The organism is Pantoea sp. LMR881 (assembly GCF_027157825.1).
GTDB classification, from domain to species: Bacteria; Pseudomonadota; Gammaproteobacteria; order Enterobacterales; family Enterobacteriaceae; genus Pantoea; species Pantoea haifensis.
The window spans coordinates 314,284-330,181 of the sequence record NZ_JAPVOK010000002.1 but is presented as its reverse complement, the minus strand read 5'-3'; the positions used below and the strand labels follow the sequence as shown (position 1 = coordinate 330,181).

Sequence of the window (15,898 nt, the reverse complement as noted above, 5' to 3'; positions counted from 1 at the left end):
TATGTTGGCTCTATCTTTCGTTTGCACTCTGATCAGCAATAACTTAACGTGTTGCAAAATTCAGAAGGATTAATGGGAGTTCCCAAGTGCTTTACGTCATTTATGCAGAAGATAACGCCGATTCACTGGAAAAACGCAACGCGGTACGCCCTGCTCATCTGGCGCGACTGAAGCTGCTGCATGAAGAAGGCCGCCTGATTGTTGCCGGGCCGATGCCCGCAGTGGACAGTAACGATCCCGGTGTGGCCGGTTTTACCGGATCAACTGTCATTGCCGAATTCCCGTCTTTAGAAGAGGCGCAATCCTGGGCTGAAGATGACCCTTATATTGCTGCAGGCGTGTATAAAAACGTGTCGGTGAAACCGTTTAAACGCGTATTTTAAGGCAGTCACAGAGAGAAATGGCTTCTTTGCTGCGGTAAAGAAGCCATTTTTTTGAGTTGGGCGTGATGATATGCAAATCGTAATTGTAGGGCTGTTGTTACTTATTGCCGTACTGATAGGCTCCGCACTGTTTATCTGGCGTAAATATGGCTGGAAAAACAAAAAACACCTTATTGTGATGCTGATCGTTTTGGCTGCGGCGGTGCAGTTGATCAATCTGAAATTAGTGATGACCGGGCATTAAAATTTTTCTTTTTCTTGCTGGCACCTGTCAACAAGCGCATGCCACTGCATGCGCCTGTTGAGAAAAAATTTTACTCCCGCTCTTCAAAAAGGGACGTCAGAAAACTACGCTGCTGAGAATTCATCAGCCATCCCTCAAAACACTTATTTTTTTCGTCCTGCTTTTTAACGTCCCGGTCTCTTTTTTCCTTTTCTTTATAGAAAGTTACATCCGTTACTGACAACATATTCACCTGGCCAATAAAGACAAAATAATTAATAACAAAACTTTGATCCTTTTGCGTGATTAAGTCCCACGCAATGTTGTATTGGTTATACACCTTTAGGTCAGGGAATTCCCAGAAAGATCTGATTAAAAATTGTTAACTAAGTCGAGGTACAGGCGAATAACTTTGGCACCCTTAAGTGAAAAATCCCCGCTGACTGCCCTGGCGACTGAATAAAAGCCGGACGACAACTGGTTTTGAACACTTTCAGCGCAGGTTAACGATGTGGCAGAAATTGCTGTGCAGCGGAGCACGATCGGGAAGTTAATCCGGACCGCTTAAGATCGGTTATAAAGGAATGAATGGAACGGGCAGCAGGACTTGAACCTGCATCATCAACCTGGTGGCTGCAGTAATACCGTTATACCACGCCCGTACAAAAGCTGTTGCGCACCTTAAGGTCACTCGGTTGTACATTTTTTGTAGCTGTCAGGCACGACTTTAACGGGCGCGTGATTGAAACAAGATTCAAGCGTGACCGCTTTGCCGCATTTTGCACAGGCTGCGCCATGGCGTGTTTGTTTAATACTGCATTGATGCGTAAAAACAAATCTCTGGAAACCACAAACCTGACAGCGGAATCTTAAACAGCACATAACGCCTCCTATGTGCCTGAAACACTCTTATAAGTTGAATAAGTTAACTTAAGCTATTAAAGCTACATTTTCGCGTTTTGAGCGCACATTAGCAGAATTTCAGTGGGCGAATCGTTTCGATCTATTTTTACTTATAAAGCTTTCGTTATCCGTGGCCGGGTTTTATGGCGGGGGTAAAACTAAGCGGCGGTATACACAACGTAAAAAGGCCGCCAGGATGCGACCTTTATAGAGAAATGTGCCCCACCCGGCGCTTATCTCCGGCACTCGTTATGGCTTAGCTCTTGAAGGGGCATAAGAATTGTCTTATAAAAAGCCGTAACGCTTTTAACATTTACTGCTGTAGTTATTATTAGCCAGCTACTTAACTGCACGCGGTATTCTTCAGGTAAAAAGCCAGACATCAGCCCTTTTCAATAAAAATTACATATTTTGCGTGATAAACAAGATAGAGCGACGCTGCTGCTGCGCCAGCTGATGACGAATGCCGTGGATGCGTTTATAGCGTCGTGATTGCCCTTCCAGCCAACGTGAGCGACGGCGTTGAACCTGTCGTAACATTCTCCAGCGAGCCACTTCATTTCTGCTTCGTCTCATTGCTTCCTCTCTGACATCGTTATCACGCGGACGCATTATAGAGATCTTCATACGAATGCCAAATCGGATCTCTTATCGATAAGCAACAACGATTAAGGGTTTCGTTAGCTTTCATCTGCACGTAAACTTCCCAGACCAAAGCGCGAACCGGATGTCCACTTAATGACCACTTTTTACACGCTTATCAGTTGGTTGTTGCTGTTTGGCTACTGGCTACTTATTGCTGGTGTCACGCTGCGAATACTGATGAAGCGTCGTGCTGTTACCTCCGCAATGGCATGGCTGTTGATTATTTATATTCTGCCGCTGGTTGGCATTATCGCGTATCTCTCGTTTGGTGAACTGCACCTGGGCAAACGCCGTGCTGAACGGGCGCGCACCATGTGGCCTTCTACTGCCCGCTGGCTCAATGATTTAAAGCAGTGCCGTGAAATATTCGCCACTGAACACAGCGATGTTGCACGCTCCCTTTTTCAGCTATGCCACAACCGTCAAGGCATCGCTGGCGTGAAAGGGAATCAGCTACAGCTGTTAACCAGTTCTGACGACGTGATGCAGGCCCTTATTCGCGATATACAGCTTGCGCGACACAATATCGAGATGGTGTTTTATATCTGGCATCCCGGCGGCTTAGCGGATGAAGTGGCTGAGTCGTTAATGGCTGCGTCGCGCCGTGGCGTGCATTGCCGCCTGATGCTGGATTCAGCAGGCAGCGTCACCTTCTTCCGTAGCCCGTGGGCCAGCATGATGCGCAATGCTGGCATAGACGTGGTTGAAGCCTTGCAGGTCAGCCTGCTACGTGTATTTTTGCGCCGTATGGATTTACGTCAGCACCGTAAAGTGGTGCTGATTGATAACTACATTGCCTATACGGGCAGCATGAATTTAGTCGATCCGCGCTTCTTCAAACAAAACGCTGGCGTCGGTCAGTGGATCGATTTGATGGCGCGTATGGAAGGTCCGGTTGCGACCGCGATGGGCATTGTCTTCAGCTGTGACTGGGAAATCGAAACCGGCAAGCGCATCCTGCCTCCGCCGCCCGATCGCAATATTATGCCGTTTGAACAGGAAAGCGGCCACACCGTGCAGGTCATCGCCTCTGGCCCCGGCTTTCCCGAAGATATGATCCATCAGGCGCTGCTTACTGCGGTCTATTCCGCGCGTGAACAGTTAATTATGACCACACCCTACTTCGTGCCGAGCGACGATTTGCTCCATGCGATCTGTACCGCAGCTTTACGCGGCGTAAATGTTAGCATTATCGTACCGCGCCACAACGATTCGCTGCTGGTTGGCTGGGCGAGTCGTGCGTTTTTCAGTGAGCTGCTGGATGCCGGGGTTAAAATTTATCAGTTCGAAGATGGCCTGCTTCATACCAAAAGTGTGCTGGTAGATGGTCAACTCAGCCTGGTTGGCACGGTGAATCTGGATATGCGCAGCTTATGGCTTAACTTCGAAATCACGCTAGTGGTCGATGACGCAGGTTTTGGCAGCGATCTTGCCTGTGTGCAGGATGATTATATTGCCCGTTCCCGCCTGCTGGACGGCAAACGGTGGGCCAAACGTGCCTGGTGGCAACGTATCGTTGAACGACTGTTTTACTTCTTTAGCCCTTTACTGTAAAACGAGCGAAATTGCGTAACAGCCCTTGGGCAAACAGGACAGATCATGGATTTAAATAATCGCCTTACCGAAGACGAAACGCTGGAACAGGCTTACGATATTTTTCTTGAGCTCGCTGGCGATAACCTCGATCCGGCGGATATCATTCTTTTCAATTTGCAGTTCGAAGAGCGTGGTGGCGCGGAGTTGTTCGATCCTTCTGAAGACTGGCAGGAGCATGTGGATTTCGATCTTAATCCTGACTTTTTCTCCGAAGTGGTGATTGGTTTAGGTGAAGCAGACGGCGAACCGATTACTGACGTATTTGCGCGCGTGCTGTTGTGTCGTGAAAAAGATCACAAGCTGTGTCATATCTTGTGGCGTGAGTAAGCGTCAGGTATCAATAAACGCCGGGCTGATGCCCGGCGTTTTGTTTTAGAGCGGATCGACTTTTAAGCAGGAAACCGCATGGCGGAAACTGCCTTCCAGCAGCGGGCGGGTTTTCGCACACTCCGGCCCGGCAATGGGGCAACGGGTACGGAAAACACAGCCTGAAGGTGGATTAATTGGCGACGGCAATTCCCCTTCCAACAGCTGGATCTGTTTGTTCTTTTCCAGGTCCGGATCGGGAACAGGCACAGCCGACATTAACGCTTTGGTATAGGGATGTTGCGGGTTGCTGTAAACCTCATCGTAAGTGCCCAACTCAACCGCATGACCGAGATACATCACCAGCACGCGATCGGAAATGTGTTTTACCACGGCTAAATCATGCGCGATAAAGATCAGTGATAATCCCATCTCGCGTTGCAGTTGTTGCAGCAGATTCACCACCTGCGCCTGAATTGACACATCCAGCGCCGAGACCGGTTCATCACAAATGATCAGTTTAGGTTCAAGGATTAACGCCCTGGCAATCCCGATACGCTGGCACTGACCGCCTGAAAACTCGTGGGGATAGCGGTTAATCAGATTCGGCAGCAGGCCCACCTTCATCATCATATTTTTAACGCGCTCTTTTACCTCCTGACGCGCCATTTTTGGATGATAGGTGCGTAGCGGTTCCGCAATGATATCGCCGATGGTCATACGGGGATTCAACGACGCCAGCGGATCCTGAAAAATCATCTGAATATCGCTGCGCGCCTTACGCCATTCTTCTTCGCTTTGCCCCAGCAAATCACGACCTAACCAGGCGACACGGCCATCGGTGGCTTTAACAAGACCGATAATCGCGCGTGCCAGCGTTGATTTACCACAGCCTGATTCGCCTACAACACCCAGCGTTTCACCTTCGTACAGCCGTAAGCTGACACCATCCACCGCTTTGAGTGATTTTGGCGGTTGCCAGAACCACTGCTTGCCATCTTTAATCGCGAAATGCACTTTCAGGTCGGCGATTTCCAGTAATACTTTTTTTTCAGCTACGGCGTTCATACTAATTCCTCCACCGGCTTAAAGCAGGCACGCAACCGGCCTTCCGCAAAAGGCAACAGCGGCGGCGATTTGGCGCAGATATCCATGGCATGCGGACAACGCGGCTGGAACGGACAGCCTTGCGGCAGACGCAGCAGATTTGGCGGATTGCCCGGAATTGTCGTCAGGCTTTCCCCTTCTGCGTCCAGGCGAGGCACGGCATTCAGCAGGCCAATCGAATAGGGATGCGCTGGCTGATAAAAAACATCGCGCGCGCGGCCATACTCCATGGTGCGGCCAGCATACATCACCAGCACTTTGTCGCAGATGCCCGCCACAACGCCGAGGTCGTGCGTAATCATGATAATCGCAGTATTAAATTCACGCTTCAGATCGTTAAGCAGCGTCATGATCTGCGCCTGTACGGTGACATCCAGCGCCGTGGTCGGCTCATCGGCGATCAGTAACTTTGGCCGACACAGCAGAGCCATCGCAATCATGACGCGCTGACGCATCCCGCCAGAAAACTCATGCGGATACATCTTCATGCGCTTGCGCGCTTCAGGCATTTTTACCGCATCCAGCATACGTACCGACTCTTCAAATGCCTGCGCTTTGCTCATGCCTTTATGCAGCTTGAGCACTTCCATAAGCTGTTCGCCGACGCGCATATAAGGGTTAAGCGACGTCATTGGGTCCTGAAAGATCATGGCAACCTGCTCGGCACGCAGCTTATTTAACTGCTTTTCAGGCAAATTAAGGATCTCTTTGCCGTTGAATAAGGCTGATCCACCAATGCGGCCATTTTTTGCCAGCAATCCCATCAGAGCAAAGGCCGTTTGAGATTTACCCGAACCCGATTCGCCAACAATTCCTAACGTTTCGCCTGCACGCAGTGAAAAGTTAAGGTCGTTAACAGCCGTTACGTCGCCATCATGCGTGCCGAAAGTCACACGCAAATCTTTTACCTCTAACAGCAGTTCGTTTCCCGCACGGGCAGCCATTGCTGGCTGGAATTCATGAATAGTCATCGGGAAACTCCTTAACGATCTTTCGGGTCGAGGGCATCACGCAAGCCATCGCCGATAAAGTTAAAACAAAACAGCGTGACGACCAGGAATCCCGCCGGGAACAGCAGCAGCCAGGGCGAGACTTCCATTGAGTTGGCACCATCACTGAGTAACGCGCCCCAACTGCTTAACGGCTCCTGGGTTCCCAGCCCTAAAAAGCTCAGGAACGATTCAAACAGGATCATACTGGGCACCAGCAGCGAGGCATAAACCACCACCACGCCGAGCACATTGGGCACGATGTGGCGTAATACAATCTTAAAGGTTGAGACACCGCCAACGTGCGCAGCTTCAATGAACTCTTTACGTTTTAGCCCAAGCGTCTGCCCGCGCACGATACGTGCCATATCCAGCCACGACACCATACCAATAGCAGCAAAAATCAACAGAATATTACGGCCAAAAAAGGTCACCAGCAGGATAACGAAGAACATAAACGGAAAAGAGTTAAGAATTTCCAGGATACGCATCATCACCGAGTCTGTTTTTCCCCCATATAGCCAGCAACGGATCCGTACAGCGTGCCAACCAGCACGGCGATGAGCGCCGAAGCGATGCCCACCATCAGGGAAATGCGCCCGCCAATGGCAACACGCACCAGCAAATCGCGTCCCGATGAATCAGTGCCAAACCAGTGACCGGAAGTGGTGTCTGGCGCGGCCGACATCATCGCCCAGTCAGTATCATCGTAGGTAAATTGCGACAGCATAGGGGCTATAATCACAAAGGCGGTAATGACCAGCAGGATCATCAGGCTGATCAGTGCTGCGCGGTTATGAATAAAACGGCGACGCGCATCCTGCCACAGGCTGCGCCCTTCTACCTCCAGCTTTTCGCTGAATGCATCAAGAGCTTCGCTATTTTTCTTACTCAATATCATGGCGAACTCCCGAATCAGTAGCGAATTTTCGGATCGATGACGGCGTACAGCACATCAACTATCGCATTGAAAATAATGGTTAACACGCCGACCAGAATCGTCAGGCTCATTACCAGCGAATAATCGCGGTTTAAGGCACCATTAACGAAAAGCTGACCGATGCCCGGCAAACCGTAAATCGACTCGATGACCATTGAACCGGTGATAATGCCGACAAACGCCGGTCCCATATAGGAGATCACGGGCAGCAGCGCAGGTTTCAGCGCATGACGCAGCACGATGCGGCGCAGCGGTAATCCTTTGGCGCGCGCAGTACGGATGAAGTTGGAATGCATCACTTCAATCATTGAGCCGCGCATGATACGGGCGATGCTGGCAATATAAGCCAGCGACAGCGCCACCATTGGCAGCAGCATATAGTTCCATTGACCGTTGTTCCAGCCGCCGCCCGGCAACCATTTCAGGCTAATGGCAAAGATCAACACCAGCAGCGGCGCGACCACAAAACTGGGTATGACGACGCCGGTCATTGCCACCCCCATCACGGCGTAATCCCATAAGCTATTCTGCTTCAGTGCGGCGATAACACCCGCCGTCACACCCAGCACCACAGCCAGAAAAAATGCCGCTAATCCGAGTTTGGCTGATACCGGAAAGGCATGCCCCACCAGATAATTCACCGAGTAATCTTTGTATTTAAACGACGGACCAAAATCGCCATGTCCCAGCTGCACCAAATAATCAAGGTACTGCTTGCCGATCGGGTCATTGAGATGATACTTCGCCTCAATATTGGCCATGACTTCCGGTGATAAGGTGCGTTCGCCGCTAAACGGACTGCCGGGTGCCAGACGCATCATGAAAAAGGAGATGGTGATCAGGACGAATAGCGTCGGGATCGATTCCAACAATCGACGCAGAATGAATTTTAACATTGCCGTACCTATCAGGCTGTTGCTCACAACAAGAAGAAAAACGAAAAGGCGGCGCGATACACGCCGCCGCTGTCGATAGCCTGTGTGCTATTAGTGCTTAATAATGTAGAAGTTTTTATCCAGGGTCTTATCCAGCGGATCTTTACCGGTATAACCACCAACGTAAGGTTTCACCAGACGGGCATTCACGTAGTAATAAACCGGCACGATGGCGCTGTCTTTATCCAGAATCTGCTCGGCTTTCTGGTAATCCACGGCACGGTCTTTCGCGTCTGCTGCTTTAATCGCGTCGTGGATCACTTTGTCGAATTCTGCACTCTTATAGTGTGTGGTGTTACTGCTGCTGTCCGAGAGCATAATGTTCAGGAAAGAGGTTGGCTCATTGTAATCAGCACACCAGGCTGCACGCGAAACATCATAGTTGCCCTGATGGCGCGTATCCAAAAAGGTTTTCCACTCCTGATTTTCTAACTTGATGTTCACACCAATATTTTTCTTCCAGATAGAAGAAGCCGCGATCGCCAGTTTTTTATGCAGATCGGAGGTGTTATACAGCAGATTAAACGTTAGCGGCTTCTCTGCGGTATAACCCGCTTCAGCCAACAGTTTTTTCGCTTCTGCATTACGTTTTTCCTGCGACCACTTGAACCAGTCTGGTGGCAGAATATCCATACCATCCGTTGAAGGCGGCGTGAAGCTATAGGCTGGCATCTGACCCTGCGCCAGCACTTTATTCACCATGATATCGCGGTCAAGGCCCAGCTTCAGTGCGGCACGAACGCGGGGATCGGTAAACGGCGCTTTTGGTTATTAATTTCGTAGTAGTAAGTGCACAGGTACGGATCAACATGCAGCTCTTTGCCGTTATCGCGCTGCAGCTTTTTGAACAGCTCAATGGGCATGTTGTTGTAAGTCATATCACTGCCGTGTTCTGAGAAGTAGCGGTTTACGTCACTGACTTCTGAATTGATTGGCAGGAAGGTCACTTTATTTAAGATCGTGTGAGCGTTATCCCAGTATTGTGGGTTCCGCACCAGCGTAATGCGCTCGTTAATGACGTGCGCTTCCAGTTTAAAAGCACCGTTACCCACCCAGTTTTGGGGCTGAGTCCACTGATCACCAAATTTTTCAATGGCTGGCTTATAAACCGGTGACATAACAGAGTTGATGAGAAGCTTATCGAAATAAGGAACTGGCTCGCTGAGGGTCACTTCTAATGTATGATCGTCAATGGCTTTTACGCCCAGTTCAGCGGTTTTTTCTTACCGGCAATGATGTCATCAACATTCATAATGTGACCATATTGCGGATAGCTGGCGTAAGGGGAAGCCGTTTTTGGATCAACCAGACGCTGCCAGCTATAGACAAAATCCTGTGCCGTTACAGGTTCGCCGTTTGACCATTTCGCGTTTTGACGTAAGTGGAACGTCCAGACTTTGAAATCTTTATTTTCCCAACGCTCGGCGACGCCAGGCACAGGATGTCCATCGCTGTCGCTCACCAGCAGGCCTTCGTAAAGATCGCGGGCCACGTTATCTTCCGGTACGCCTTCGATTTTGTGCGGATCCAGCGACTGGACTTCATCGCCGTTGCCTCTAATCAGTTCTTGCTTAGCCGCCAGTTCAACCCCTGCTGGCACTGTAGCGGCCAGAACGGCGTTCCCTGCCAGTGCACTCATCGCTGCAAATACGCCAGCAGCGATCAGGCTTTTTTCGTGATGTTGTTCATTGTTACACTCCAGTTTTTTTATTGTCACCGGAACATTGCCGTTCCGGCGTCCCCCGTTTCCGGGATCCCCGGCGTGAGCACCTGAGGATTTAATCGACCCCGAATGATGGTCTGCACAGTCGCCAGCTTCCCGGCTGTCTCGTCGGGTAAGCTCACAACTTAATGTTTTTTAATGTAATAATATTTCAGGTCTGTCATGTCTTGCGGATCGTGCCCGGTAAAACCGCCCACCCAGGGCTTCACCAGCCGCACACTGACGCGGTAGTAAACTGGCACAATGGCAGCGTCTATGTCGAGCTGTGTTTCAGCGTGCTGGTACAGCTCAGCGCGTGCGCTGGCACTCCCGGCACTGAGTGTTTGAGTCATCAGACGATCAAACGCGCCACTGCTGTAAAAAAGCAGTATTCATGGAGGCATGGCTGAGCAACATATTCAGGAAGGAAGAGGGATCGTTATAGTCAGCGCACCAGGTTGCACGAACCACGTCATAGTGCGCCTGATGGCGCGTTTCCAGCAGCGTTTTCCACTCCTGATTTTGTAGGCTTACCTGTGCGCCAAGATTTTTTTGCCACATTGAAGCTGCGGCAATGGCCTGTTTTTTATTTTGATCGGACGTGTTGTACAGCAACGTAAAGCGCAGCGGATTTTTCTCGTTATAGCCAGCTTGCGCCAGCAATTTTTTGGCCTCTTCATTACGCTGCTGTTGCGTCCAGCTGAACCAGGCCGGCGGCGTTAATTTCACATTTGCGGTGAACGGCGGCGTTAAGCTATACGCCGGAATTTGGCCTTGCCCCATAACCTTGTTGGCAATAATGTCACGATCCAGGGTCAGCTTAATCGCGCTACGCACTCGTACGTCGTTGAATGGCGTTTTTTATTGTTTATTTCGTAATAGAAGGTGCAAAGCAGCGGATTGACTTTAACCTGCTCGCCTAATTCCGAACGCAGCCGGTTAAACATTTCTGGCGGCACAGCACTGTTGGTCATATCAAGACCGCCGCTGCGGTAGCGATTGATATCACTGTTTTCTGACGCTATCGGTAAGAAGGTGCCCTGTTCAATTACCGTGTGGGCATTATCCCAGTAGTGCGGGTTACGCTGCAGCACGATTTTCTCATTAACTGTCCAGTCGCTTAACTGATAAGCGCCATTGCCTACGTAATGGCCAGGCCGGGTCCAGGCGTCGCCCCATTTTTCAATGACCGGTGCATAAACCGGTTTAAGCGCGCTGTTTGTCAACATCGAAACCAAATAGGGTACAGGCTCACTGAGCGTGACTTGCAGGTGGCGGTCATCAAGTGCTTTGATGCCAAGTTGATCCGCAGGCAGCGTGCCGTCAAGAATCGCATCGATATTTGCTATATGCGTGGCCTGCAGATAGCTGGCATAAGGCGAAGCCGTTTTAGGATCCGCCAGACGACGCCAGCTATAAACAAAATCTTGCGCCGTCACCGGCTGGCCATTGCTCCATTTCGCGTTATCGCGCAGCGTAAATAACCATATTTTTCCCTGTCGGTCTTGCCATGCTTGCGCCACGCCGGGCACAACGTTACCGCGGTTATCGGTATTCACCAACCCATCCAGCAGATTGAGAATTATATTTGATTCAGGAACGCCTTCGATTTTATGCGGATCAAGTGACGCGACTTCACTGCCGTTGTTAATCACTATCTGCTGATTAGCGGCTAATACCGTTCCGTCTGGAATTGTTGCTGCGTAAGTCGGGGAAACTGCCACCATCATACTGAATGCACACAGTGACACATTTTTTTGCGTATTCATTATCCACATCATTCGAAAGCGCCAACCTTAATTCAGCATCCCGATAGTGCTATAAGCAAAAATCGTTCTCATTTTTTGCAAACGGGCATTTTTTTCGACTGCGCCGAAATTAGCAGAAGCAATCAGCAAGCGCCAAAGCAAAATAACAAAAATGTTAGCTATTTCTCTTTTATCACGAGATTTAGCCTGGAGGAAGTGTTAATTTTTATACTAAAAATTAGCTAACGCGTTGTAATTTAATATATTTAACTATTAACACCCTGTTAATTACCACAAAATTACTCTGACGCACATGTTTACGTCGATATCACGCTATTTAACAAAATCGCGACATGAAACAGGAGTTTAATGCTGCTTTCTGATGTTAAGCAATGCCATCAAAGCATTTTGCAGAAGATTATCATGTGATAATTATCACACCAATAAGTGAAATAAGATTTAGAAAGTAATAATTGTGATAATTAAGGAGAGATAGTAAGAGGAATGAATAATTGCATCTTAATGGTGCAACAAAGGCCAGAAATGCACCATTAAGACGCGGTTTTTTATTTCAGGAAGAAAAATAAGTGAATCAATTATGTGACTAACCCTGGAAAAAGAGCTTTCATACCCGTGACCACAAATTCAATCCCTAAAGCCATCAACAACAATCCCATGATGCGGGTAATAACATTGATTCCGGTTTGTCCTAACACGCGCACCATCAGCGGAGCGGCACGAAACAGTAACCAACAGCAAAACGCGAAGATAGCCACCGCAAGACTGAAGCAGAATAAGTTAACCCAACTGTGATAACGCGTACTCCAGACAATCGTTGAGCTGATTGCGCCCGGCCCCGCCATAAGGGGTAACGCCAGTGGCACAACGCCAATACTTTCACGGATGGCTGTTTCACTCTTTTCTTGTTTGTTTTGCTTATCTTCACCGAGCTTGCCGCTGATCATCGACATCGCGATTGTCACGACCAAAATGCCACCCGCAATGCGGAAGGAGTCAATGGAGATGCCGAAGAGATGCAAGATAGCGTCGCCAAGAAACAGCGATGTCCACAATATAATGGCCACGGCCAGGTTAGCTGTAAGGTTCGTTTTATTACGTTCAGCCACTGCCTGATAACGGGTCATACTGATAAATACGGGAATAATGCCCACCGGATTAACCAGCGCAAACAGACCCACGAAAAATTTTATATAGCCTGATAAATCTAAAAGCGCAGGATTCACGTCGAACTCCATCCCAGGGTGAAAAATCGCGCTTAATGTAAGACAAAACGCCCCACCGCGCCAGCATACAAATCAGGTATTTATGCTACTTTTTTGCCTAATCGTCAGATGCTTTGTCCAGACATCAAAAATGAGCTGGTTTTTATCGCTAAATTTGCAAAGTGTTTCTTTAGCGCACCATGACGTTGTGCAATAAAAGCGAAAACCGAAGCTGAAAGGTGTCAGCTTGGGTATAAATTGATCTTGATCATTATTTGACTACCTCATTCCGGTATTCTTTGCCCATCGAAAGTATTAAGAACGCGCAATCTTAATACGGCGAAACTTTTTTATTAAGCATTTGATATCCTGCACAACTTTTCACACAAATATTTATTACCGCAGCGTGACTATAATCAGTAATCAGGCTTGTTTACTAAAAAAGTTTAACTTCCTTTAGGAGAACATCATGGCCGTTACCAATGTCGCTGAACTTAATACACTGGTCGAACGTGTTAAAAAAGCCCAGCGTGAATACGCCAACTTTTCCCAACAACAGGTTGACGCCATCTTCCGCGCAGCCGCTCTCGCCGCTGCTGACGCCCGTATTCCACTGGCAAAAATGGCCGTCGCTGAATCAGGTATGGGGATTGTTGAAGACAAGGTCATTAAAAACCACTTCGCCTCCGAGTATATTTACAACGCCTATAAAGATGAAAAGACCTGCGGTGTGCTTGATACTGATGACACTTTCGGCACCATCACTATAGCAGAGCCGATTGGGTTGATATGCGGCATCGTTCCTACAACAAACCCGACCTCAACCGCCATTTTTAAAGCACTTATTAGTCTTAAAACCCGCAACGGTATTATCTTCTCCCCTCACCCACGCGCTAAAGATGCTACCAACAAAGCGGCAGATATTGTGCTGCAGGCAGCCATCGCGGCGGGTGCACCAAAAGATATTATCGGCTGGATTGACGCGCCGTCAGTTGAGCTTTCTAATCAGTTAATGCATCACGCTGATATCAACCTGATCCTTGCGACAGGCGGGCCAGGCATGGTTAAGGCAGCCTATAGCTCCGGTAAACCCGCGATTGGTGTGGGTGCAGGTAATACACCCGTAGTGGTTGATGAGACAGCTGACATCAAACGTGCTGTTGCCTCCATTTTGATGTCTAAGACGTTTGATAACGGCGTAATTTGTGCGTCTGAACAATCCGTAATCGTGGTTGACAGCGTTTATGATGCCGTTCGCGAGCGTTTTGCCAGCCATGGCGGTTATATGTTACAGGGTGATGAACTGCGTGCCGTGCAGGATATTATCCTGAAAAATGGCGGTCTGAATGCGGCAATTGTGGGCCAGCCTGCGGTTAAGATTGCTGAAATGGCGGGCATTAGCGTGCCAGCCAATACCAAAATTCTCGTCGGTGAAGTCAAACTGGTTGATGAATCTGAGCCGTTTGCTCATGAAAAACTGTCGCCAACCTTAGCCATGTATCGGGCTAAAGATTTTGCAGATGCCGTTGATAAAGCTGAAAAGCTGGTTGCGATGGGCGGTATCGGCCATACCTCATGTTTGTATACCGATCAGGATAATCAGACAGAGCGCGTTCACTATTTCGGCGACAAAATGAAAACCGCGCGTATTTTAATTAACACGCCTGCCTCACAGGGTGGCATTGGCGATTTGTATAACTTCAAGCTTGCCCCCTCTTTAACCCTCGGTTGTGGCTCGTGGGGCGGTAACTCCATTTCTGAAAACGTGGGACCTAAACATCTCATCAACAAGAAAACCGTGGCCAAGCGAGCTGAAAATATGTTGTGGCATAAACTTCCGAAGTCTATTTACTTCCGCCGTGGCTCACTTCCTGTCGCGCTGGAAGAAGTGGCCACTGATGGCGCAAAACGTGCCTTCATCGTGACTGACCGTTTCCTGTTTAACAATGGCTATGCCGATCAGGTCACGCGCGTACTGAAAACGCATGGTATCGAAACGGAAGTCTTCTTTGAAGTTGAAGCCGACCCAACCCTGAGCATTGTGCGGAAGGGGGCGGAGCAGATGAACAGCTTTAAACCTGATGTGATTATCGCATTGGGTGGCGGTTCGCCAATGGATGCCGCCAAAATTATGTGGGTGATGTATGAGCATCCTGAAACCCATTTCGAAGAGCTGGCGCTGCGCTTTATGGATATCCGCAAACGTATCTATAAATTCCCGAAAATGGGTGTAAAAGCGCGTATGGTCGCGATCACCACTACCTCGGGAACCGGTTCTGAAGTAACGCCATTTGCAGTAGTAACAGACGATGCGACGGGTCAAAAATATCCTTTAGCAGACTATGCACTGACACCGGATATGGCGATTGTGGATGCTAATCTGGTTATGGATATGCCGCGGTCGCTGTGTGCTTTTGGTGGCCTTGATGCGGTTACCCATTCACTCGAAGCTTATGTTTCAGTATTGGCGAACGAATATTCAGATGGGCAGGCTCTGCAGGCGCTGAAACTACTGAAAGAAAATTTACCCACCAGCTATGCTGAAGGGGCGAAGAATCCGGTAGCACGTGAGCGTGTGCACAATGCCGCGACAATTGCGGGTATCGCTTTTGCTAACGCCTTCCTTGGCGTATGTCACTCAATGGCGCATAAGCTGGGGTCAGAGTTCCATATTCCTCACGGGTTAGCGAACTCACTGCTGATTGCGAACGTTATCCGCTATAACGCGAATGACAATCCTACCAAGCAGACCGCTTTTAGTCAGTATGACCGCCCACAAGCGCGCCGCCGTTACGCTGAGATCGCCGACCATCTGGGATTAAGTGCTGTGGGTGACCGCACGGCACAAAAAAATCGAGAAGCTGCTGGCCTGGCTGGATGAGATGAAAACGCAGTTAGGGATCCCAACCTCAATTCGTGAAGCGGGTGTTCAGGAAGCAGATTTCCTCGCCAAAGTTGACAAGCTGGCCGACGATGCATTCGATGATCAATGTACCGGTGCTAACCCACGCTATCCGCTGATTGCAGAACTGAAGCAAATTATGCTGGACAGTTACTATGGCCGTGACTACGTTGAGCCTTTCTCAAGCGTGGCCGAAGCCGTCACAGCACAACCGATCACAGGCGCTAAAGTGGAGAAAAAAACCCAAAAAGCCTGACAGGAAATAAATAAAAAAACCCGCTAAGGCGGGTTTTTTT

Annotated in this window: 9 protein-coding genes and 5 pseudogenes; 5 read left to right on the top strand and 9 right to left on the bottom strand. The window is 49.1% G+C overall.

Annotated elements, in window-relative coordinates:
• The first annotated feature begins 86 nt into the window (after nt 1–86).
• Complete coding sequence (locus tag O3W44_RS03335) at nt 87–383, top strand: YciI family protein (protein WP_269291981.1); 297 nt, start codon at nt 87–89, stop codon at nt 381–383.
• Nucleotides 384–453: 70 nt separating this feature from the next.
• Nucleotides 454–627, top strand: coding sequence for a hypothetical protein (locus O3W44_RS03330; protein ID WP_269291980.1), 174 nt, complete (start codon nt 454–456; stop codon nt 625–627).
• Between the two features lie 568 nt (nt 628–1,195).
• On the opposite strand, the pseudogene O3W44_RS03325 reads toward O3W44_RS03330, so the two are convergent.
• A pseudogene (locus tag O3W44_RS03325) lies at nt 1,196–1,268 on the bottom strand.
• A 643-nt stretch (nt 1,269–1,911) separates the two neighbouring features.
• Nucleotides 1,912–2,085 carry a YciY family protein gene (locus O3W44_RS03320; protein ID WP_269291979.1) on the bottom strand — a complete coding sequence of 58 codons (174 nt, stop codon included), beginning with the start codon at nt 2,083–2,085 and terminating at the stop codon, nt 1,912–1,914.
• Between the two features lie 162 nt (nt 2,086–2,247).
• Here O3W44_RS03320 and cls point away from each other — a divergent pair, with 162 nt between their 5' ends.
• Both cls and O3W44_RS03310 read left to right on the top strand, forming a co-directional pair.
• Nucleotides 2,248–3,708: a cardiolipin synthase gene (gene cls, locus O3W44_RS03315; RefSeq protein ID WP_269291978.1), complete on the top strand. Its 1,461-nt coding sequence runs from the start codon at nt 2,248–2,250 to the stop codon at nt 3,706–3,708.
• Between the two features lie 45 nt (nt 3,709–3,753).
• Nucleotides 3,754–4,077: an HI1450 family dsDNA-mimic protein gene (locus O3W44_RS03310; protein WP_084878476.1), complete on the top strand. Its 324-nt coding sequence runs from the start codon at nt 3,754–3,756 to the stop codon at nt 4,075–4,077.
• Between the two features lie 45 nt (nt 4,078–4,122).
• Here the strand turns inward: O3W44_RS03310 and oppF are convergent, their stop codons facing one another.
• The 7 genes and pseudogenes from oppF to O3W44_RS03275 form a co-directional block, all read right to left on the bottom strand.
• Entirely contained in the window at nt 4,123–5,124 is a 1,002-nt protein-coding gene (gene oppF, locus O3W44_RS03305) for a murein tripeptide/oligopeptide ABC transporter ATP binding protein OppF (protein WP_269291977.1), read from the bottom strand.
• Nucleotides 5,121–6,134, bottom strand: coding sequence for an ABC transporter ATP-binding protein (locus O3W44_RS03300; RefSeq protein ID WP_269291976.1), 1,014 nt, complete (start codon nt 6,132–6,134; stop codon nt 5,121–5,123). Before O3W44_RS03300 ends, oppF begins: the two co-directional genes overlap by 4 nt.
• Nucleotides 6,135–6,145: 11 nt before the next feature.
• Nucleotides 6,146–7,053, bottom strand: a pseudogene (oppC, locus tag O3W44_RS03295) (oligopeptide ABC transporter permease OppC).
• Between the two features lie 14 nt (nt 7,054–7,067).
• Nucleotides 7,068–7,988: an oligopeptide ABC transporter permease OppB gene (gene oppB / locus O3W44_RS03290; protein ID WP_269291975.1), complete on the bottom strand. Its 921-nt coding sequence runs from the start codon at nt 7,986–7,988 to the stop codon at nt 7,068–7,070.
• A gap of 90 nt (nt 7,989–8,078) precedes the next feature.
• Nucleotides 8,079–9,716: pseudogene (gene oppA / locus O3W44_RS03285) on the bottom strand (oligopeptide ABC transporter substrate-binding protein OppA).
• A gap of 159 nt (nt 9,717–9,875) precedes the next feature.
• A pseudogene (locus O3W44_RS03280) lies at nt 9,876–11,498 on the bottom strand (ABC transporter substrate-binding protein).
• 575 nt (nt 11,499–12,073) lie between these two features.
• Nucleotides 12,074–12,721 (bottom strand): YchE family NAAT transporter, encoded by a 648-nt coding sequence (locus tag O3W44_RS03275; protein WP_269291974.1) that lies wholly within the window; start codon nt 12,719–12,721, stop codon nt 12,074–12,076.
• Between the two features lie 448 nt (nt 12,722–13,169).
• On the opposite strand from O3W44_RS03275, the pseudogene adhE reads away from it, so the two are divergent.
• Nucleotides 13,170–15,858, top strand: a pseudogene (adhE, locus tag O3W44_RS03270) (bifunctional acetaldehyde-CoA/alcohol dehydrogenase).
• Nucleotides 15,859–15,898 lie beyond the last annotated feature (40 nt).

Excerpts from the sequence above, each read along its gene's own strand:
- O3W44_RS03330 (WP_269291980.1), top strand. The coding sequence starts at position 454 with ATGCAAATCGTAATTGTAGGGCTGTTGTTACTTATTGCCGTACTGATA.
- O3W44_RS03320 (WP_269291979.1), bottom strand. The coding sequence starts at position 2,085 with ATGAGACGAAGCAGAAATGAAGTGGCTCGCTGGAGAATGTTACGACAG.
- cls (WP_269291978.1), top strand. The coding sequence starts at position 2,248 with ATGACCACTTTTTACACGCTTATCAGTTGGTTGTTGCTGTTTGGCTAC.
- O3W44_RS03310 (WP_084878476.1), top strand. The coding sequence starts at position 3,754 with ATGGATTTAAATAATCGCCTTACCGAAGACGAAACGCTGGAACAGGCT.
- oppF (WP_269291977.1), bottom strand. The coding sequence starts at position 5,124 with ATGAACGCCGTAGCTGAAAAAAAAGTATTACTGGAAATCGCCGACCTG.
- O3W44_RS03300 (WP_269291976.1), bottom strand. The coding sequence starts at position 6,134 with ATGACTATTCATGAATTCCAGCCAGCAATGGCTGCCCGTGCGGGAAAC.
- oppB (WP_269291975.1), bottom strand. The coding sequence starts at position 7,988 with ATGTTAAAATTCATTCTGCGTCGATTGTTGGAATCGATCCCGACGCTA.